At 73.2% G+C, this 18,169-nt stretch carries 19 protein-coding genes; 9 read left to right on the forward strand and 10 right to left on the reverse strand.

Annotated elements, in window-relative coordinates:
- The first annotated feature begins 61 nt into the window (after positions 1-61).
- Complete coding sequence (locus ACN27A_RS16705; protein WP_421454438.1) at positions 62-1,429, forward strand: ABC1 kinase family protein; 1,368 nt, start codon at positions 62-64, stop codon at positions 1,427-1,429.
- Between the two features lie 321 nt (positions 1,430-1,750).
- On the opposite strand, the gene ACN27A_RS16710 is transcribed toward ACN27A_RS16705, so the two are convergent.
- From ACN27A_RS16710 to ACN27A_RS16720, 3 genes are all read right to left on the reverse strand, one after another.
- Entirely contained in the window at positions 1,751-2,116 is a 366-nt protein-coding gene (locus tag ACN27A_RS16710; protein ID WP_088998544.1) for a WhiB family transcriptional regulator, read from the reverse strand.
- 128 nt (positions 2,117-2,244) lie between these two features.
- Entirely contained in the window at positions 2,245-2,502 is a 258-nt protein-coding gene (locus ACN27A_RS16715; protein WP_132231073.1) for a hypothetical protein, read from the reverse strand.
- A 127-nt stretch (positions 2,503-2,629) separates the two neighbouring features.
- On the reverse strand, positions 2,630-4,792 hold the full coding sequence (locus ACN27A_RS16720) for an ATP-dependent DNA helicase UvrD2 (RefSeq protein ID WP_421454441.1): 2,163 nt from the start codon (positions 4,790-4,792) through the stop codon (positions 2,630-2,632).
- 92 nt (positions 4,793-4,884) lie between these two features.
- Between ACN27A_RS16720 and ACN27A_RS16725 the strand changes: the two genes are divergently transcribed.
- Positions 4,885-5,127 (forward strand): mycoredoxin, encoded by a 243-nt coding sequence (locus ACN27A_RS16725; protein WP_311413010.1) that lies wholly within the window; start codon positions 4,885-4,887, stop codon positions 5,125-5,127.
- A gap of 84 nt (positions 5,128-5,211) precedes the next feature.
- Here ACN27A_RS16725 and ACN27A_RS16730 read toward each other — a convergent pair whose 3' ends face one another.
- Complete coding sequence (locus ACN27A_RS16730; RefSeq protein WP_421454445.1) at positions 5,212-6,507, reverse strand: MFS transporter; 1,296 nt, start codon at positions 6,505-6,507, stop codon at positions 5,212-5,214.
- Between the two features lie 226 nt (positions 6,508-6,733).
- Between ACN27A_RS16730 and ACN27A_RS16735 the strand changes: the two genes are divergently transcribed.
- From ACN27A_RS16735 to ACN27A_RS16745, 3 genes are all read left to right on the forward strand, one after another.
- Complete coding sequence (locus ACN27A_RS16735; protein ID WP_421454448.1) at positions 6,734-7,714, forward strand: helix-turn-helix domain-containing protein; 981 nt, start codon at positions 6,734-6,736, stop codon at positions 7,712-7,714.
- A gap of 72 nt (positions 7,715-7,786) precedes the next feature.
- Positions 7,787-8,023, forward strand: coding sequence for a DUF397 domain-containing protein (locus ACN27A_RS16740; RefSeq protein ID WP_132231069.1), 237 nt, complete (start codon positions 7,787-7,789; stop codon positions 8,021-8,023).
- Between the two features lie 214 nt (positions 8,024-8,237).
- Positions 8,238-8,513, forward strand: coding sequence for a hypothetical protein (locus tag ACN27A_RS16745; protein WP_421458502.1), 276 nt, complete (start codon positions 8,238-8,240; stop codon positions 8,511-8,513).
- A gap of 171 nt (positions 8,514-8,684) precedes the next feature.
- Here the strand turns inward: ACN27A_RS16745 and nudC are convergent, their stop codons facing one another.
- The 3 genes from nudC to ACN27A_RS16760 all read right to left on the reverse strand — a co-directional run bounded on the left by nudC (position 8,685) and on the right by ACN27A_RS16760 (position 12,389).
- Positions 8,685-9,623, reverse strand: coding sequence for an NAD(+) diphosphatase (gene nudC / locus ACN27A_RS16750; RefSeq protein ID WP_421454451.1), 939 nt, complete (start codon positions 9,621-9,623; stop codon positions 8,685-8,687).
- A complete protein-coding gene (locus ACN27A_RS16755) occupies positions 9,620-10,963 on the reverse strand; it encodes a M16 family metallopeptidase (RefSeq protein WP_421454453.1) in 1,344 nt (447 codons plus the stop codon). Before ACN27A_RS16755 ends, nudC begins: the two co-directional genes overlap by 4 nt.
- Positions 10,964-11,078: 115 nt before the next feature.
- Entirely contained in the window at positions 11,079-12,389 is a 1,311-nt protein-coding gene (locus ACN27A_RS16760) for a M16 family metallopeptidase (protein ID WP_421454456.1), read from the reverse strand.
- Positions 12,390-12,652: 263 nt separating this feature from the next.
- Here ACN27A_RS16760 and ACN27A_RS16765 point away from each other — a divergent pair, with 263 nt between their 5' ends.
- From ACN27A_RS16765 to ACN27A_RS16780, 4 genes are read left to right on the forward strand one after another with little or no spacing between them, the layout of a single operon-like run.
- Positions 12,653-13,717, forward strand: a complete 1,065-nt coding sequence (locus ACN27A_RS16765; RefSeq protein WP_421454458.1) for an ABC transporter substrate-binding protein — start codon at positions 12,653-12,655, stop codon at positions 13,715-13,717.
- A complete protein-coding gene (locus ACN27A_RS16770; protein WP_421454461.1) occupies positions 13,714-14,493 on the forward strand; it encodes an ABC transporter ATP-binding protein in 780 nt (259 codons plus the stop codon). The genes ACN27A_RS16765 and ACN27A_RS16770 overlap by 4 nt, the downstream gene beginning before the upstream one ends.
- The gene (locus ACN27A_RS16775; protein ID WP_421454463.1) at positions 14,483-15,367 is read left to right on the forward strand and encodes an ABC transporter permease; all 885 of its coding nucleotides are present in this window, start codon (positions 14,483-14,485) and stop codon (positions 15,365-15,367) included. Before ACN27A_RS16770 ends, ACN27A_RS16775 begins: the two co-directional genes overlap by 11 nt.
- A gap of 1 nt (position 15,368) precedes the next feature.
- On the forward strand, positions 15,369-15,818 hold the full coding sequence (locus ACN27A_RS16780; protein ID WP_421454466.1) for an RrF2 family transcriptional regulator: 450 nt from the start codon (positions 15,369-15,371) through the stop codon (positions 15,816-15,818).
- Positions 15,819-15,864: 46 nt separating this feature from the next.
- On the opposite strand, the gene ACN27A_RS16785 is transcribed toward ACN27A_RS16780, so the two are convergent.
- The 3 genes from ACN27A_RS16785 to cspE all read right to left on the reverse strand — a co-directional run bounded on the left by ACN27A_RS16785 (position 15,865) and on the right by cspE (position 17,990).
- Positions 15,865-16,053, reverse strand: a complete 189-nt coding sequence (locus ACN27A_RS16785; RefSeq protein ID WP_132231061.1) for a hypothetical protein — start codon at positions 16,051-16,053, stop codon at positions 15,865-15,867.
- Between the two features lie 178 nt (positions 16,054-16,231).
- Positions 16,232-17,563 (reverse strand): DEAD/DEAH box helicase, encoded by a 1,332-nt coding sequence (locus ACN27A_RS16790; RefSeq protein WP_421454469.1) that lies wholly within the window; start codon positions 17,561-17,563, stop codon positions 16,232-16,234.
- A gap of 223 nt (positions 17,564-17,786) precedes the next feature.
- Positions 17,787-17,990: a transcription antiterminator/RNA stability regulator CspE gene (cspE, locus tag ACN27A_RS16795; protein ID WP_007464836.1), complete on the reverse strand. Its 204-nt coding sequence runs from the start codon at positions 17,988-17,990 to the stop codon at positions 17,787-17,789.
- Between the last annotated feature and the right edge of the window lie 179 nt (positions 17,991-18,169).

Raw genomic sequence — 18,169 nt, forward strand, 5'->3', positions numbered from 1 at the left:
AGGGGCACCCAGCCCGGCGGCAGAGCAGCCGCGGGCCCCCGGAGTCGGTAACAATGGCCGGGTGACCGACATCCCGCGCCGGGCCGTGTCCCGGACCGCCAAGCTCGCCGCTCTGCCGCTCGGCTTCGCCGGTCGGACCGTCCTCGGCATGGGTAAGCGCGTCACGGGGCTCGCCTCCGACGTGATCTCCGCGGAGATCCAGCAACGCACCGCCGAGCAGCTCTTCAGCGTGTTGGGGCAGCTCAAGGGCGGTGCGATGAAGTTCGGGCAGGCGCTGTCGGTCTTCGAGGCCGCCCTGCCAGAGGAGATCGCCGCCCCCTACCGGCAGGCGCTGACCAAGCTCCAGGAGGCGGCGCCGCCGCTGCCGGCGGCCAGCGTGCACAAGGTGCTCGCCGAGCAGCTCGGCCCGGACTGGCGGGACCGGTTCGTGGAGTTCGACGACACCCCCGCCGCCGCGGCCAGCATCGGCCAGGTGCACCGGGCGGTGTGGCGGGAGCCGGGCTACGGGCCGGCCGGCGCGCCGCAGACCCGCGACGTGGCTGTCAAGATCCAGTACCCGGGCGCCGGCGACGCCCTGCTCGCCGACCTCAAGCAGCTCTCCCGCCTCGGTGGGATGTTCCGGGCGATCCAGCCCGGGCTGGACGTCAAGCCGCTCCTGGCGGAGCTGCGGGAACGGATCACCGAGGAACTCGACTACGAGCTGGAGGCCGAGTCGCAGCGCGCCTTCGCCGCCGCGTACGCGGACGATCCGGAGATCCACATCCCGGCGGTGGTCTCGGCGTCGCCCCGGGTCCTGGTCACCGAGTGGGTCGAGGGCACCCCGCTGGCGGAGATCATCCGCGAGGGCACGGAGGAGCAGCGCGACGAGGCCGGCCGGCTGATGGCCATCCTGCACCTCTCCGCGCCGCAGCGGGCCGGGCTGTTGCACGCCGATCCGCACCCGGGCAACTTCCGGCTGCTGGCGGACGGCCGGCTCGGCGTGATCGACTTCGGCGCGGTGGCCCGGATGCCGGAGGGCACGCCCGAACCGATCGGCCGCATCGCCGCGCTGGCGCTGCGGGGCGACGCCGACGAGGTGGTCGCGGGCCTGCGCTCGGAGGGCTTCATCGGTTCCACCGAGGAGATCGACGCCGAGGCGGTGCTCGACTTCCTCCGTCCGATGCTGGAGCCCATCGCCGCCGACGAGTTCCGGTTCACCCGGGCCTGGCTGCGCACGGAGGCGACCCGGCTGGCCAGCCCCCGCTCCCCCGCGTACCAGTTGAGCCGGCAGCTCAACCTGCCGCCGTCGTACCTGCTCATCCACCGGGTGACGCTCGGCTCGATCGGCGTGCTCTGCCAGCTCGAGGCGAAGGCGCCCTACCGGGGCATCCTGGAGCGTTGGCTGCCCGGCTTCGCCCCGTCGGCCGGGCGGCCCTCGGCGGGCGGCTGAGCGACGGCGCGCGACCAGGGGAACGCGACGAGGGGCGGTGGCCGGAATCCGGCCACCGCCCCTCGACTCTCGGTGGGGTACTAGAGAACGCCCAGGTCGCGCGCCGCTCGGTTGCGGCTGTTCATGGCGACGGTACGGGCGGAAAGGGTTGCCTCAGTGCTCGTGGTGGTACGACCGGCCTGAGGCCGGCGCATTCGAGCCCGGGACAGCGCTTCGTGAAGTAGTTGCATCTCGGCGACTCCGTCAAGAACGTTCAGCATGGTGGTCAGCTCTCTCGTCGCCGGCGTGACACCGGCGTGGGTGGGTTGGATCGGGTGCATGTCAGGCCGCCAGCCGGACCGTGGTGCGCGACTCGGACAGCCCACTGGCCGCCAGTCGTGCCTCGGCCTCGACCCGGAGCGCCGCGTCGCGGGCGAGGTCCTCCTTGCGCGGACGGCCACGGGGCCGCTTGCGCGGGACGACCGCGCCACGCTCGAAGATCTCGCCGCCCCAGACGCCCCAGGGCTCGGCCCGCTCCACCGCCCCGGCCAGGCACTCGACGCGCAGCGGGCAGTCCCCGCAGAGCGACTTGGCCAGCTCGAGCTCGGCGGGCGAGTCGGAGAACCACAGGTCGGGGTCGAACTTCCGGCAGGGCAGGTTCGCCTCCACCTCGACGCTCACGTCGAGTGGGGCCAACGCCAGACTCATCGCCCGGTCACCTCTCTCTCACTTCGATCTCGTGGATCGCATTTCCGACGTACTTGGCGGGCAAAAAACTGAGGCCGCGGATCCCGGTAGCGGGTTCCGCGGCCTCGAGGTGAGCCGGTGTCTGAAGATCAGACCGGTCTACCTCGAGGTGGAACTCCGCGGACGTCCATGTGACGCTTGACAGCATCGACGCCCTTGCCCGTGAAGCCACTGGTCCCCTGGTTTCCGTTTGGCGCGGTGGCGAGAATCAGCTCGGCCTGAGCCTCGACACGGTGCACCTGGGAAACCGACGGTCGCGCAGCGGCGAGGGCCACCCGGACAGCCGACAGCGGAGCGACGACAGCGGGCAGCGCCGCCGGACGCTCGTTGATGTAGACGATCTCCATGGGGGCCACCTCCTCTGACGTTCACTCGTGCCGATACGGTCTCTACCCCCCGTGAGCAGCCCGAATGGCGCCGCTCGCGAGGTGTGTCATGAGGCTATTCCTCGCCACGGGGCGAGGGCAAACGAATTTACGGCGAGATTTCGAAAGTTTTCTCCGGGCAGACGTCGTCGACCGCCGCGCCCGCCACCAGCGCCAGCACCGCCTCCCCGTAGAGGCCGAGTTTCCGGGGCCCGATGCCGGCGATGGCGATCAGCTCCTCCGCCCGCCCGGGGCGCCGTTCCGCGAGCGCGACCAGAGTGGCGTCGGTGAAGACCACATAGGCCGGTACGCGCTGCCCGCCGGCCACCCGCCGGCGCCACTCGTGCAGCCGTTCGTGCAGCTCCTCGTCGATGTCCGAGGGGCAGGTGGGGCAGCGGCCGAGCTTGCGGTCCGGCCCGGCGAGCAGGGTGGCGCCGCAGATCCGGCAGGAGACGATCTGGGTCCGGCGGCGCTCCGGCCGGCGCGCCGCGGGAGCGGCTCCGGCCCGCTCCGTCCCGCCGGAGCGGTCGAGCTGCGGCAGGAACCGCGAGGGCCGCCGGGCCCGCCCGCCCGGGGAGCGGGCCGAGGCGTACGACAGCCAGAGCCACTCCCTCGCCCGGGTGACGCCGACATAGAGCAGCCGGCGCTCCTCCTCGACCTGTTCGACGGTCTTGGCGTACGTGGTGGGCAGGGTGCCCTCGGAGAGGCCGACCAGGAAGACCGCGTCCCACTCCAGGCCCTTGGCGGAGTGCAGCGAGGCCAGGGTCACCCCGTCGACCGTCGGCACGTGCTGTGCGGCGGCCCGGCGGGCCAGCTCGTCGTTGAAGTCGGCCAGGGTGACGGGGCGCTCGACCGAGGCGGCGGGCCCGATCGGCACCACCTCCGGAGTGGCCGCGTACTCCTCGGCGAGTTGCACCAGCGCGGCGAGCGCCTCCCACCGCTCGCGGGCGGCGCCACCGGCCGGGGCGGCGTCGGGGGCCCAGCCGACCGCGGTGAGCGCCTCCACCACGGCGGCGGGCAGCGGGGTCTCCCCGGGGATCGACCGGGTGGCGGCCCGCAGGGCGACCATCGCCTGTCGCACCTCGGCGCGCTCGAAGAACCGCTCGGCCCCCTGCACCACGTACGGCACCTGCGCCTCGGTCAGCGCCTTCTCGTACGCCTCGGACTGCGCGTTGGTCCGGAACAGCACGGCGACCTCCTTCGCCGGGGTGCCGGCGTCGACCAGGGCGCGGCAGCGGGCGGCCACCGCGTTGGCCTCGGCCGGCTCGTCGGTGAAGATCCGCAGCTCCGGTTCCGGGCCGGGCGGGCGCTGGCCGACCAGCTCCAGGCGCAGCCGGGCCTCGGCGCCCCGCGCCTGGGAGATCACCGCGTTGGCCAGCCCGACGACCTGCGGGGTGGAGCGGTAGTCGCGGACCAGCCGGACCACCGTCGCGCCCCGGTACCGGCGCGGGAAGTCGACGAGGTAGGCCGAGGTGGCCCCGGTGAACGAGTAGATCGTCTGGCTGGCGTCGCCGACCACGGTCAGGTCGTCCCGCCCGCCCAGCCACGCCTGGAGCAGCCGTTGCTGGAGGGGGTTGACGTCCTGGTACTCGTCGACGACGAAGTGCCGGTACTGGGCGCGGACCTGCTCGGCGACGTCCCGGTGCTCCTCGATGCCCCAGACCGCGGCGCGCAGCATGTCCTCGAAGTCGATCACCCCGTTGGACCGCTTGAGCCGCTCGTACGCCGCGAAGACCTCGGCGACGCGGGCCGGCTCGTGCGGGGTGTCCCGCATCGCCTTCGCCGCCGCGACGACGTACTCCCCCGGCTCCACCAGCGACGACTTCGCCCACTCGATCTCGCCGGCGAGGTCCCGGGCGGCCGCCCGGTCGGTACGCAGGCCGGCCTTGGCCGCGGCCAGGGTGACCAGCCGGACCTTGCTGTCCAGCAGCTCGGGCATGGCCCGCCCCTGGAGCAGCCGGGGCGCGAAGTAGCGCACCTGGCGCAGCGCCGCCGCGTGGAAGGTGCGGGCCTGGACGCCGCCCACCCCGAGCGCGGTGAGCCGGGCGCGCATCTCGGCGGCGGCGCGGGCCGTGAAGGTCACCGCGAGCACGTGCCGGGCGGAGATCTCCCCGGAGAGCGCCCGGTGGGCGATCCGGGAGGTGACCGCGCGGGTCTTGCCGGTGCCGGCGCCGGCCAGGATGCAGACCGGGCCGGCGGGGGCGGTCACCGCCGAGCGCTGCTCCGGGTCGAGCCCGGCGAGCACGCGTTCGGATGCTGAGTGAACCACCACAGCGAGGAATTGTCTCAGCTCCGCCAGACGTTGCAGCGGTTAGCCTGGGCTTGATCGGCAAGCCGCCACGCGGACCGTTGGAGGATCTGACCATGCTGACGATGTACTCGACCCCCTGGTGCGGCTACTGCCACCGGCTGAAGTCGCAGCTCGACCGGGAGGGCATCGGCTACGAGGTGGTCGACATCGAGCAGGACGCGAAGGCCGCGGAGTTCGTGATGAGCGTCAACGGCGGCAACCAGACCGTCCCGACGCTGCGTTTCGCCGACGGCAGCGCCCTGACCAACCCCTCGATCACCCAGGTCAAGCAGCACCTGGCCACGATCGACGCCTGACCGGACGCAGCACCACCCACGAGCGGCCGCCCATCCGGGCGGCCGCTCGTCGCGTACCACGGGAGGTCCTGACGACGCGGCGGCTCAGCGCGCCGGGCCCGGTGGGGTCGTGCCGACCACCTCCTGGCCCGCGGTGGCGGCCGGGCCGACGGCGGTGGACCCCTCGGCGGGCCGGCGGGGGGCGGGGATCCGGACGGGTGGCGGCGGGCTGAGCGTGCGGCCGTGCCAGAGGTAGCCGCCGGCGAGCAGGGTGGCCACCCCGATCAGGGCGAACAGGACGCGGTAGTCCAGCGCCCCGACGAGCAGCGCCCCCGCGCCGATCGAGAGCGCCTGCGGGCCGCTGACCACGGCCTCCGAGGCCGCGGCGACCCGGCCGAGCAGCGCCTGCGGGGTACGCCGCTGGATCAGCGTGTGCAGCCCGACCATCGTCAGCGGCAGCGACACCCCGGCCAGCAGTACGGCGACGAAGCCGAGCCAGAGGTTCGGGTACACCAGCGCCAGCGAGGCCGGCCCGAAGAACGCCACCCCGGCGGCGAGCGTGCCCACCTCGCCGGCGCGGCGCACCACGGCCGGGGAGAGCAGCCCGCCGACCAGCCCGCCGATGCCCTGCACGGTGACCAGCACGCCGACGAACGCGGCGTCCCGGCGCAACCCCTGGTCGACGTACGCGAAGATCAACGACTCGCTGAAGCCCATGGCCAGCGATCCCAGCCCGTAGCCGAGCAGCGCCCGGCGCAGCGCCGGCTCCCCGGCCAGGTGGCGCAGCCCGGCGCTCACCTCGGCCGGCCAACGCAGCCCGGGCCCGGTGGGCGGCGTCTCCGTCGTGCGGAGCAGGCCCACCACGACGGCCGCCGACAGGAAGCCGACCATCCCGATCACGGCCAGCATCCAGCCACCGATGGCGGCGTAGAGCCCGGCGCCGGCCAGCGGGCCGATCAGCCGCAGCCCCTGGCGTACGGTCTGGAGCACGCCGTTGGCCTCGGCCAGCAGTTCCACCGGCACGAGCTGGCGGATCAGGCCGCTGAGCACGGCGCTGAGGGTGATGTACGACAGGCCGTAGAGGGCCGCCACCACGTAGATGATCCACACGTCGGTCCGGTCCCGCACCACGAGGAGCGGGGTGAGCAGCACGGCCGTCACCAGGTTCGCCGCCACGAAGAACGGGCGGCGGGGGTAGCGGTCGACGATCCACCCCACCAGCGGGGCCAGGGTCATCGGGGCGATGACCGCGAAGATGGTGGCGCCGGCCAGCCCGTCCGACCCGGTCAGGTCCTTCACCCAGATGGCGAGGGCCAGCAACAGGATCGACTCGGCGGCCATGCTGGCGAGCAGGCCGCCGAAGAGCAGGCGGAAATCCGGGCGGCGCAGGACGGTGCGCATGGGGTCCCTCCGGCGGGGGTGGTGCGCGGCGTGGCGCGGTGTGGGGTGGCGCGGTCGGGCCGACGGCGTCGTACCGGACGCCGCGCCCTTCCACGGTCCTCTTTTCTGCGAGACACGCCCCCGCCGGGACCTCCGGCGGGAGGCGCGCCGTCCATACTGACCGTGGGGGGCGAATTTCATACAGTTACCGTCGCGTCTGCGGCGGTCCACGGGAAAAGAGGACGTCGTGCCTCCTGCCTCACCCAGCCCGATCCTGCGCCGCCGCAGGTTGGGCACCGAGCTGCGCCGGCTGCGCGAGGCCGCGGGTCTCACGGGAGACCAGGTCATCGAGCGCATCGGCTGGGCGTCCGCGTCCAAGTTGTCCCGGCTGGAGAACGGCCGCAGCCGCCCGGACCCGGACGACGTCCGCGTGCTGCTGGATCTCTACGGCGCCGACGAGGCGCTGCGCCGGGAGCTCCTCGGCATCACCGAGGAGGCCGGCGACATCCGCGGCTGGCTGCGCAACTACCCGGTGATGACCCAGCAGCAGCGCAGCTTCGCCGAGCTGGAGGCGGGCTGCGCGGAGATCTCGGAATACAACCCGGTCCTGGTGCCGGGCCTGCTCCAGACGCCGGACTACGCGTCGGTGCGGATCGCCTCCGCCCGGCAGGTCGACGAGGAGGCCGGCGACCCGGAGGCCGGTGAGGACATCGACACCGAGGTGCGGGCCCGGCTGGCCCGGCAGTCGCTGCTCACCCGCTCGACCGATGCGCCCCGCTACACGGCGGTGCTGGAGGAGGCGGCGCTCGGCGGCCGGACCGGGCCGCCGGAGGTGCTGCGCGCGCAGCTGGTGCAGCTCTGCGAACTGGCGATGCTGCCGAACGTCACGCTGCACGTCCTGCCGCGCGACACCCAGATCGGCGACTGGTACCTCCCGCCGACCGCGTTCTCGGTCTACCGGTTCGCGGATCCGCTCGATCCGGAGACGCTGGCCATCGAAGGGGGGTTCACCGACGTCATGTCGACCGAGGTAAACGCCCTAAATCGCTATAAAGTGGTGTTCGAGTGGCTATGCACGGCGGCGCTCTCCGAATCGGACACCCTCTCCTGGCTGATCGAGGCGACGGGGCGGCTGCCCGGCACGGCGACCGCGTCCACGGTGGCGTACGGGCCGGCAACGGCGCCGACCCAACGCCGCCGGTATTCCGGGCGCCTGACGGATCGGTGATCACGGGGGCCCACCGTCGGGTCGTGCGGCGCCACTCGTTCCATCGGAGCAGTTCACCTCAGGAGTGGCACGATGAACGAGATCCGCAACACGCCGTCCGTACTCGCCCAGCTCGCGGACGCCCCGTGGCGTAAGAGCACGCGCAGCCAGACCTCGAACTGCGTCGAGGTCGCACCACTGAGGACCGGGCCGGTCGCGGTGGCCCTGCGGGACAGCAAGGACCAGGGTGGTCCGGTGCTGCTGTTCAACCGGGCGGGCTGGCTGGGCTTCATCGCCGGCGCGAAGAACGGACAGTTCGATCTGAACTGATCCGTCGACGGTCGCGGGGCCGCCGGCAGCGTGCCGGCGGCCCCGTCGCGTCTGCGCCGCACCACCCCGCCGGCCAGGCATCCGCTGATCGGATGAGCCTCCGGACCAATCGTCGCGTTTCACTTGATGAGACGACCGCGCGGCGTAACATGACGGCAGAGTGACGTGGAACTTCCACCCGTTCCCCACCCTCGCGATTCATCCGGAGACCCGCATGCGGTTCCTGATCGTTCGCACCGACATCCGCGCCGCCGCCGACGTGGACATCGCCGCCGCCTGGGCGTGCGGTGACCGACTCCGCGACGAGACCACCGCGCCCGAGCCGCGCCGCCAGATCGTGCACGCCGAGGAGCGCGACGCCGCGCTGCTGCTGGCCCGTGCCCTCGCCACGGTCGGCGCGGTCCGCTCCGGCAAGCAGCGGGTCAAGGTGCTCCCGCTCGACGAGCCGGGCCGCAGGCGGCGGGTCGCACCCGACGACCGAGGCAGCTGACCCGCACCCCAGACGTCCGTCGTGGTCGGACCGGCTCCCCCGCCGTGCTCCTTTGCCCAGCCGACCACGGCGGCCCGTGTTCCCGGTCCGTGACCGTCGCGGCAACGGCGGCCACGGGCCGGGACCGCACGACCCCGGCCACCGGCGCGCTCGCGCGCGGCGGAGACCGGCTCAGCAGTGCCCGTCGAGCCAGCGGTGGATCAGGAAGAGCGCGATCGACGACGGCGGCGGCAGCACCAGGCGGGCCCCGCCGACCTCCACCGGCCGTCCCGCCAGGGCCGCGCCGATCTCCCTGCGGGAGAACCACCGGGCGAACGCGATCTCCGTCGGATCCACCTGCACCGGATGCTCCGGATCCGCGGTGGCGAGGAAGCCGAGCATCAGGGAGCCGGGAAACGGCCACGCCTGGCTGCCCGCGTACGCGATGTCGTCGACCGGGACGCCGACCTCCTCGCGGACCTCGCGCAGCACCGCGGCCTCGGCCGACTCCCCCGGCTCGACGTAGCCGGCGAGGCAGGAGAACCGGCGTTCGCCGGCGGTGTGCGGCCAGGTGGCGTTGTTGCCGAGCAGGCACCGCCCGTCGAGGCCCGGGACGCCGTCGTGCACCAGCACGATCATGGCGGGATCGGTACGCGGCCAGATCCGCTCCCCGGCCGGGTCGATCCGGGACCAGCCGGCCTCGTCCACCTCCGTCGGGTGCCCGGTGGCCGACGAGTAGCGGTGCCGCAGGTGCCAGTTGACCAGCGCCAGCGCGGTGGTGAACAGCCCGGCGTCGCGGTCGCCGAGCAGGTGCCCGACCTCGCGCAGGTGCGTCGCCCGGGCCCCGGACACCGCCGGCAGCGGGGCGTCCACGGCGAAGACCGGCACCCCGTCCGGCTCCACGCCGAGGAACATCGGCGATATCGGCCCGGGCAGCCCGGCCGGATCGACAAGCACCAGCTTCGGCGGCGACGTGTCGGTACGCACCAGCGCCCGGCCGCCGTCGGCGGAGTCGAGCACCAGCACCCGGGCCCGGCTCCACGCCTGCGCCAGCCACCCGGGGTCGGTGCGCCGGTGGGCCGCCCGGTCCAGGGTGGACCGGGCCAGCGGCGGGGCGGGCTCCCCGCTCACGGTCGTGCCGGCTCGGTGGTGACCGGGGCCAGCGCCGCCACCTGCCGCCCGATCCGTTCGGCGTCACCCAGCACCACGGTGACCGCCTGCGCCGGGGCGAGGTAGCGGGCCGCCGCCTCGGCCACGTCGGCCACGGTCGCCTTCGCCAGCCGGGCGGCGTGCTCGGCCAGGAACTCCAGGCGCAGCCCGCTGCCGGCGTACGCGCTGGTCAGCGAGGCGAGCCCGGCCTGGGTGGACATCCCGAGTTGGAGGGTGCCGAGGGCGTACTGGCGGGCCTGCTCCAGCTCGTCCTCACGGGGCGGGAGGGAGGCCAGCCGGCCGAGTTCGTACGTCGTCTCCAGCAGCGCCGGCCCGGTGACCTCGGTGGCCACGTCGACGGCGGCGACCAGCACCGATCCGGCCACCGAGTGCTCGACGAGGGAGTGCCCCCCGTACGTGTAGCCCTTGTCCTCGCGGATGTTCTCCACCCAGCGGGAGGAGAAGTAGCCGCCGAAGATCAGGTTGGCCAGTTGCAGCGCGGCGTGGTCCGGGTGGGTGCGGGGCACCGCCGGCAGCGCGATCCGCAGCGAGGACTGCACCGCCCCCGGACGGTCGACCAGCAGCAGCGGCCCGGGCTCCAGCGGAGGGGCGGGCGGCAGGTCGGCGGGGTGCCCGGCGCCGGTCCACCCGGACAGCGCCTTCTCGGCGGCGTCCAGCGCCCGGTCCGGCTGCACGTCACCGACCAGCACCAGCACGGCGTCGGCGGGGTGCACCCGCTGGGCGTGCAGGGTCCGCAGCACTCCCGGCCGGACGGCCCGGACCGCCTCCGGTTCGGGGGTCTGCACCGCGTACGGGTGGGTGCCGTAGACCCGCCGGAGCAGGGCGGTGCGGGCGAGGTGCGCCGGCTGGCTGCGCGCCACGTGGATCCGGTCCACCAGCCGGTCCCGCTCCGTGGCGACGTCGTCGTTCGGGTAGGCCGCGTCGGTCAGCACCTCGGCGAGGATCTCCAGCATCCGGTCCAGCCCGGTGACCAGCCCGGCGCCGGAGAGCATCAGCCGGTCCGGGTCGATCCCGGCGGAGAGCCCGCCGCCGACCTTCTGCAACTCGGCCGCGATCTGCACGCTGGACATCGTCGCCGTGCCGGAGAGCAGGGTCTGCGCCAGCATGGCGCCCCGGGCGAGGTGGGTGCGGCCGAACGGCATCCACAGCCGCACCTCCACCAGCGGCACCGCCGGCCGGCGTACGGCGATCACGGTCAGCCCGTTGGCCAGCGTGCGCTCGGCCTGCTTCGGCAGCTTGAGCCTGCGGTTCGGGCCGAGCGGCGGCAGCGCCCGGGACGCGGCCGGTGCGGTCACACTCACTGTGTCATTTCCGTTCGCGACTGCGGGGCTCGCAAGACCGGCTCACTCCTCGCGCTCACCGAACCCACCTTCGTTCGCGACTGCGGGGCTCGCAAGACCGGCTCACTCCTCGCGCTCACCGGGCCCCTCCTGGGATGACCTCGATGGACGCGCGGCGCTCGGGCCGCAGGGTGGCCGCGGCGGCGCGGACCTGCTCGTCGGTGACCTCGCCGACGAGCCGGGGCAGGTCGTTGAGCAGCCCCGGCTCGCCGCGCTGCTGCTCCAGCACGGCCATCTGCAACGCCCGCCCGAGCACCGCGTCGGTGTCGCGCAGCAGGTGGGTCGCCATCCGGGCCTGGGTGCGGGCCAGTTCCCCCTCGGCCACGCCGTCGGTGGCCAGCCGGTCCAGCTCCTCGTCGATGGTGCGCAGCACCTTGTCCACGTCCCCGCCGGGTGGCAGGTGCGCCTGGAGCAGCAGCGCCGTCGGGTCCCGCACGTCGAACGGGTCGCCCATGAAGCCGACGTAGCCGCCGAGGCTGGTCACCGCCCGGTCCCGCTGGACCAGCCGCTCGACCAGCCGGGACGCGTCGCCGTCGGTGAGCACCTCGGCCAGCACGACGTACGGCAGGTAGGCGGCGAGATCGGTGATCGGGTCGGGCACCCGCCAGGCGCCGGCCACCGCCGGCAACGGGGCCAACTCGTCGGTGTACGAGGTACGCCGCTCCTCGGTCAGGTCGGGCTCGGCGAAGTCGGGCCGTTTCGGGGCGGGCCGCGCCGGCACGTCGCCGAAGTGCCGCTCGATCAGCGTGGTCGCCTCGGCGACGTCGATGTCGCCGCTGACCGCCAGCACCGCGTTGCCGCTCGCGTAGTAGCGGCGGAAGAAGTCGGCGGCGTCTCCGACGGTGGCCGACTCCAGGTCGACGAAGGAGCCGTAGCCGTCGTGCGCGTTCGGGAAGGTGTCGAACATGACCGGTGGCAGGGTCAACCAGGGAAAGCCGCCGTACGGGCGGTTGAGGACGTTGACCCGGATCTCCTCCTTGACCACGTCGACCTGGTTGCGCAGGTTCTCCTCGGTCAGCCGGGGGCCGCGCATCCGGTCGGCCTCCAGGAACAGCGCCCGCTCCAGGGCGTTGCTCGGCAGGGTCTCGTAGTAGTCGGTGTAGTCCAGGTGGGTGGAGCCGTTGAAGGTGCCGCCCGCCCCCTGCACGTGCCGGAAGTGCGCCAGCTTCTCCAGGTTCTCGGAGCCCTGGAACATGAGGTGCTCGAAGAGGTGGGCGAAGCCGGTGCGCCCCTCGGGTTCGGAGCGGATGCCGACGTCGTAGACGACCGCCACCCCGATCACCGGGGCGCTGCGGTCGGGGGTCAGGACCACCCGCAGGCCGTTGTCGAGCGTGAGCCGCTCTACCGGGTACTTCGTCGCTGGAATTCTCGATCTCCGCGCCGCCACGGGATCGACCCTAGCGCGTCGGCACTCCCGCCACCGGCGACCTCTCGCCTGCCGCCCCGGCCGGCGCGCGAGGCGTCGTACGCAGCCGCCCCGGCGGCCGGCGGCGACGGCGGGAACACCGGCCGCAAAGCACACCCAACCAGTAGAGATTGCCGCTTTTTCTGCGACGCAAATCCCGGCATGTGGTTGGCCCTTGACGCCAGTTCACCGCCTGCCCCAGTTTTCCTACCAACTAAGTAGGAATACTGCGGATTGGATGGACGATGAGACGGCTCCCCATGCGTCGGTGGGTCTCCCTGGCCACCCTCGCCGTCGTCGGCGTGGCGACCCTGGGCACCGCCGCCGCCTGCGGCGACGACAGCGAGGGCGCGGGCGGCGGCTCCGGCCCGACGACGCTGCGGCTCGGCTACTTCCCGAACATCACCCACGCGCCGGCGGTGGTCGGCGTGGAGAAGGGCATCTTCGCCGAGAAGCTCGGCGGCGACGTCAAGCTGGAGACGAAGACCTTCAACGCCGGCCCCGCCGCCATCGAGGCGATCTTCTCCGGGGCGCTCGACGCCACGTACATCGGCCCGAACCCCACCGTGAACGCCTTCTCGAAGTCGAAGGGCGAGGCCGTCCGGGTCATCTCCGGCGCGGCCTCCGGCGGCGTCGCGCTCGTGGTCAAGCCCGAGATCACCTCGGTGGAGCAGCTCCGGGGCAAGAAGATCGCGACCCCGCAGCTGGGCAACACCCAGGACGTGGCCATCCGCTACTGGCTCAAGGAGAAGGGCCTCACGACGACCAAGGAGGGCGGCGGCGACGTCAAGATCATTCCGCAGGAGAACGCCCAGACGGTGGAGACGTTCAACAGCGGGGCCGTCGACGGCGCCTGGGTGCCCGAGCCGTTCGTGTCCCGGCTGGTCAACGCGGGCGGCAAGGTGCTCGTCGACGAGCGCGACCTCTGGCCGGACCGGAAGTTCGTGATCACCAACCTGATCGTCAGCACCAAGTTCCTCAAGGAACACCCGGACGTGGTCAAGAAGCTGGTCGAGGGCCAGGTCGCGGCCAACGAGTTCGTCAACACCAAGCCCGACGAGACGCACCAGGCCATCTCCGACCACATCGGAAAGATCAGCGGCAAGCCCCTCGACCTCAAGCTGATCAAGCAGGCCTGGCCGACGCTGGAGTTCACCAACGACCCGATCGCCACGTCGCTGAAGACCGGGCTCGACCACGCCGTCGCGGTCGGCCTGACCCAGCCGGTCAGCCTCGACGGTCTCTACGACCTGACCTACCTCAACGAGGTGCTGAAGGGCCAGGGCAAGCCCGAGGTCGTCCAACCATGACGTCGACCACGACGACGCCACGCAGCGCGACCGGCTCGGTCGCGCTGCACGGCGTCACCAAGGTGTACGGGCGCGGGGCGAACGCCGTCGTCGCCCTGGACGGGGTCTCCCTCGACGTCGCGCCCGGCGAGTTCGTCTGCCTGGTCGGGGCCTCCGGCTGCGGCAAGAGCACCCTGCTCAACCTGGTCGCCGGCCTCGACCGGCCCAGCGGCGGGCGGATCGCCCTCGACGAGGGCGTCGATCCGGGACTGATGTTCCAGGAGCCCGCCCTCTTCCCCTGGCTCACCGTCGAGGGCAACGTCGAGGTGCCGCTGAAACTGCGCGGGCTGCCCCGGGCGGCGCGGCGGGACCGGGTCGCCGAACTGCTCGGCACGGTCCACCTGGCCGACTTCGGCCGTAAGCGCCCGCACGAACTGTCCGGCGGCATGCGCCAGCGGGTGGCGCTGGCCCGCACCCTCGCCCTGGACACGCCGGTGCTGCTGATGGACGAGCCGTTCGGCGCGCTGGACGCGATGACCCGGGACATCCTGCATGACGAGCTGGAACGGATCTGGACCGAACGGCGGCTCACCGTGATCTTCGTGACGCACAACGTACGCGAGGCGGCCCGGCTCGCCGACCGGATCATCCTGCTCTCCAGCCGGCCCGGCCGGATCATCTGGTCCACCCCGGTCGACGTGCCCCGGCCGCGCCGCATCGACTCCCCCGAGGTCGCCGCGATCGCCGCCGAGGTCACCGGCCGCCTGCGTACGGAGGTGGGCCGTCATGGCCGGTGACACCCTCGCCGCCGTCCCGCGTACCGACTCGGAGATCTCCGGGCTGGACGCCCTGGAGCTGGCCGGTCGGGAGAAGAGCCGCACGAGGGCCAGCCGGCTCTGGGCGGCGACCTGGCCGAAGCTGGCCGCGCTCGTCCTCGCCGTCGGCGCCTGGCAGGTCGTGGTCTGGACCGGCTGGAAGCCCGAGTACTCGCTGCCGGGCCCGGTGGCCGTGGGTCAGGAGCTGCTCCGGCAGGTCAGCGGCGTCCAGCTCTGGGAGGGTCTGGTCACCACCCTGCGCCGGGCGGCCCTCGGCTACGTCTTCTCGGTCGCCGTCGGCCTGCTGCTCGGCCTCGCGGTGGCCCGGTCGCGGATCCTGCGGGCCGCGATCGGCTCCATGATCACCGCGTTGCAGACGATGCCGTCGATCGCCTGGTTCCCGCTGGCGATCCTGCTGTTCGAGCTGAGCGAGAAGGCCATCTTCTTCGTGGTGGTGCTCGGCGCCGCGCCGTCCATCGCCAACGGCGTGATCGCCGGTGTGGACTACGTGCCGCCGCTGCTGCTGCGCGCCGGCCGCAACCTCGGCGCCCGGGGGCTCAACCTGTACCGGTACGTCATCGCGCCCGCCGCGCTGCCGGCCATCGTGGCCGGTCTCAAGCAGGGCTGGGCGTTCTCCTGGCGCAGCCTGATGGCCGGCGAGCTGATCGTGGTCGGCATCTCGCAGACCTCGCTGGGCGCGCAGCTGACCTACTCGCGGGAACTCTCCGACTCGCCCTGGCTGATCTCCACGATGATCGTGATCCTGGTGCTGGGCCTGGCGGTGGACGCCGCGTTCGGGGCGGCGGACAAGGCGATCCGGCGTCGCTGGGGCGTGTTGGACCAGGCGGGTCAGTGACGTGTACGTCTCCGCGCGCAGTGACTACGCGCTCCGGGCCATGCTCGCCGTCGCCGCCGCGGCTCCGGTCGGCGGCGGCGGGCTGGTCAAGGCGGGGACGCTGGCCGACAGCCAGGGCATCCCGCTGAGCTTTCTCCAGGGCATCCTGGTCGACCTGCGCCGGGCCGGCCTGCTGGTGAGCCACCGGGGCACCGAGGGCGGGTACGCCCTGGCCCGCCCCGCGGTGGAGATCAGCGTCGGCGACGTGCTCCGCGCGATCGGCGGCTCCCTGACGACCGTCCGCGGCCTGCCGGCCGAGCGGGCCGGCTACGCGGGTGTGGCGACCGGCCTGCGGGACGTCTGGCTGGCCGTGCACGGCGCGATCGCCCTGGTGGTCGACCGGACCACCCTCGCCGACCTGCTGGGGGCGGAACACCTCCCGGCCGGTGCCGGGGAGACCCGCGCCCGCTGACCACGCACCGGCTTCTCCGGCGACGGGCAGGCGGGCCAAGCGACGGTCAGCCGACGGTGGGCACCGGCCGCTCCGTCGGGCTGCGAAGCTCGACCGGAGCGGCCGGCGCGGCCCCGTCCGGGGTGGCGTGCCACGGCGTGAACACCGCGACCACGGCGAGCAGCAGCCCGGCCAGCGCCACCGCGAGCACCAGCAACAGTTCCCGCGCCGCGCCCGAGCCGGCGTCGCCCGCCATGGTCACCCCTCCCATGCCGGGCGGTCCCGCCCGGATCTTCCCCCGCCCCCAGCTTTCACCACCCCCGGCGGCGGAAACAGTCGCCGATCGGACGTAACGTTCGCTGATTCCAGACTCAGCCGTCGGCTCCAGGCACGAGTGCCCGGAGCCGACGGGAGAGCGGAACGCGGAGGGTTGGTCAGGAGGCGTGCGGGGTGCGGGGGCGGCGCGAGCGGCGGGGCCGCCCCGAGGCGCGGTGCGGAGCCCGGCCGCCCTCACCGGCGCGGCCGGCCGACCGGCCGCCGGCAGACCCGGCGGAGGCGGCCTGCGGCGCGGGCGGCGCGATCGTCACCGGCACGCCGGACGGCTCCCGGGCGCCGGTCACCCGGGCCAGGGCCTCGTCGCCGGGGCGCACCTGGACGGACTCGGGACGGATGCCGGCGGTCGACATCAGCCGGGACACGTCCCGGCGCTGCTCCGGCAGGACCAGGGTGACGACCGTGCCGGACTCCCCCGCCCGGGCGGTACGCCCACCACGGTGCAGGTAGTCCTTCGCCTCGGTGGGCGGGTCCACGTTGACCACCATGTCGAGCCCGTCGACGTGGATGCCCCGGGCCGCCACGTCGGTGGCGACCAGCGCCGTCACCTGCCCGGTGCGGAACTGCTCCAGGATCCGGGTGCGCTGCGGCTGCGACTTGCCGCCGTGCAGCGCGGCCGCGCGTACCCCCTTGGCCAGCAGCTGGCGGGCGAGCCGGTCGGCGCGGTGCTTGGTGCCCATGAACAGGATGGTGCGGCCCTCGCGGGCGGCGATCCAGGTCAGCGCGGTGGGCTTGTCCACCGCGTCGACGTGCAGCACGTGGTGGGTCATCGCGGTCACCGTGGCGGTGCCCGGGTCGACCGAGTGCGAGACCGGGTTGCTGAGGAAGCGGCGCACCAGCTTGTCCACGCCGCCGTCCAGGGTGGCCGAGAAGAGCATCCGCTGCCCGTTCGGGGCGACCTGCTCCAGCAGCTTGGTGACCTGCGGCAGGAAGCCCATGTCGGCCATCTGGTCGGCCTCGTCGAGCACGGTGATGCCGACCTGGTCCAGCCGGGCGTCGCCGCGGTTGATCAGGTCGTGCAGCCGGCCCGGGGTGGCCACGACCAGTTCGGCGCCGGCGCGCAGGGCGTCCGCCTGGCGTTGCAGGGAGAGCCCGCCGACGACGGTGGCGCAGCGCAGCCCGACGGCGCGGGCGTACGGGTCGAGCGCGGTGGTGACCTGCTGGGCCAGCTCGCGGGTGGGCACCAGCACCAGGGCCAGCGGTCGGCCCGGGCGGGCCCGGCGGCCTGCGGTGCGGGACAGCAGGGGAAGCCCGAAGGCGAGCGTCTTGCCGGAGCCGGTGCGGCCCCGGCCGAGCACGTCCCGGCCGGCGAGCGAGTCCGGCAGGGTCGCCGACTGGATCGGGAACGGCTCGGTGATGCCCTGGGCGGTCAGCTCGGCGAGCAGCGCCGGGGCCAGCCCGGTGAGGGCGAAAGAGGGTACGACAGTGGTCATGCGGAAGCCTTCCTCGACGCGGCACGTGTCGAGGGAGGGCGCCGGATGCGGCGCTGTCACCGGCGGGCCAGGCCGCGGGTGACTCACAAGCACGAACCGAAAGGGGTACGGGCCCCGGCCCGCCGCCGTTCGCCGCCTGCTAGCGGCAGGTCGACGGTGCGGCGGGCCGGTCCCGTCACCGCACCCGGAGGGCGCGATGGGTGTTACTGGACGATCCGAAGATCTACAGCGGGCGGATGTTCTCCGCCTGCGGGCCCTTCTGGCCCTGGGTCACCTCGAACTCGACCCGCTGGTTCTCGTCCAGGCTCCGGTAGCCGGAGGACTGGATCGCCGAGAAGTGGGCGAAGACGTCGGCGCCGCCGCCGTCCGGGGTGATGAAGCCGAAGCCCTTGTCAGCGTTGAACCACTTGACGGTGCCAATAGCCATTTTTGTTTCGTCTCCTTGACGGAACGTCGAACCCGCACTTGTTGCGGGCTCGAAGAGGAGCGCGCCACGCGGAACTGCCTGGCTCGCTTGTCGCTTCTGGTCGCCCCGCCCGGAGAACTCCGGACACAACAAAGAGCGCCTGGGCCACAATCCTCCAGGCGCACACAGAGTCTCTGGGA

The sequence above is a fragment of the Micromonospora sp. WMMD737 genome, assembly GCF_049179055.1.
Lineage (GTDB): Bacteria > Actinomycetota > Actinomycetes > Mycobacteriales > Micromonosporaceae > Micromonospora > Micromonospora reichwaldensis.

What these genes read in the sequence shown, in the direction of transcription:
- ACN27A_RS16710 (WP_088998544.1), bottom strand. Translation starts at nt 2,116, where the DNA reads ATGAGTCTGGCGTTGGCCCCACTCGACGTGAGCGTCGAGGTGGAGGCG.
- ACN27A_RS16715 (WP_132231073.1), bottom strand. Translation starts at nt 2,502, where the DNA reads ATGGAGATCGTCTACATCAACGAGCGTCCGGCGGCGCTGCCCGCTGTC.
- ACN27A_RS16725 (WP_311413010.1), top strand. Translation starts at nt 4,885, where the DNA reads ATGCTGACGATGTACTCGACCCCCTGGTGCGGCTACTGCCACCGGCTG.
- ACN27A_RS16730 (WP_421454445.1), bottom strand. Translation starts at nt 6,507, where the DNA reads ATGCGCACCGTCCTGCGCCGCCCGGATTTCCGCCTGCTCTTCGGCGGC.
- ACN27A_RS16740 (WP_132231069.1), top strand. Translation starts at nt 7,787, where the DNA reads ATGAACGAGATCCGCAACACGCCGTCCGTACTCGCCCAGCTCGCGGAC.
- ACN27A_RS16745 (WP_421458502.1), top strand. Translation starts at nt 8,238, where the DNA reads ATGCGGTTCCTGATCGTTCGCACCGACATCCGCGCCGCCGCCGACGTG.
- ACN27A_RS16765 (WP_421454458.1), top strand. Translation starts at nt 12,653, where the DNA reads ATGAGACGGCTCCCCATGCGTCGGTGGGTCTCCCTGGCCACCCTCGCC.
- ACN27A_RS16770 (WP_421454461.1), top strand. Translation starts at nt 13,714, where the DNA reads ATGACGTCGACCACGACGACGCCACGCAGCGCGACCGGCTCGGTCGCG.
- ACN27A_RS16775 (WP_421454463.1), top strand. Translation starts at nt 14,483, where the DNA reads ATGGCCGGTGACACCCTCGCCGCCGTCCCGCGTACCGACTCGGAGATC.
- ACN27A_RS16785 (WP_132231061.1), bottom strand. Translation starts at nt 16,053, where the DNA reads ATGGCGGGCGACGCCGGCTCGGGCGCGGCGCGGGAACTGTTGCTGGTG.
- ACN27A_RS16790 (WP_421454469.1), bottom strand. Translation starts at nt 17,563, where the DNA reads ATGACCACTGTCGTACCCTCTTTCGCCCTCACCGGGCTGGCCCCGGCG.
- cspE (WP_007464836.1), bottom strand. Translation starts at nt 17,990, where the DNA reads ATGGCTATTGGCACCGTCAAGTGGTTCAACGCTGACAAGGGCTTCGGC.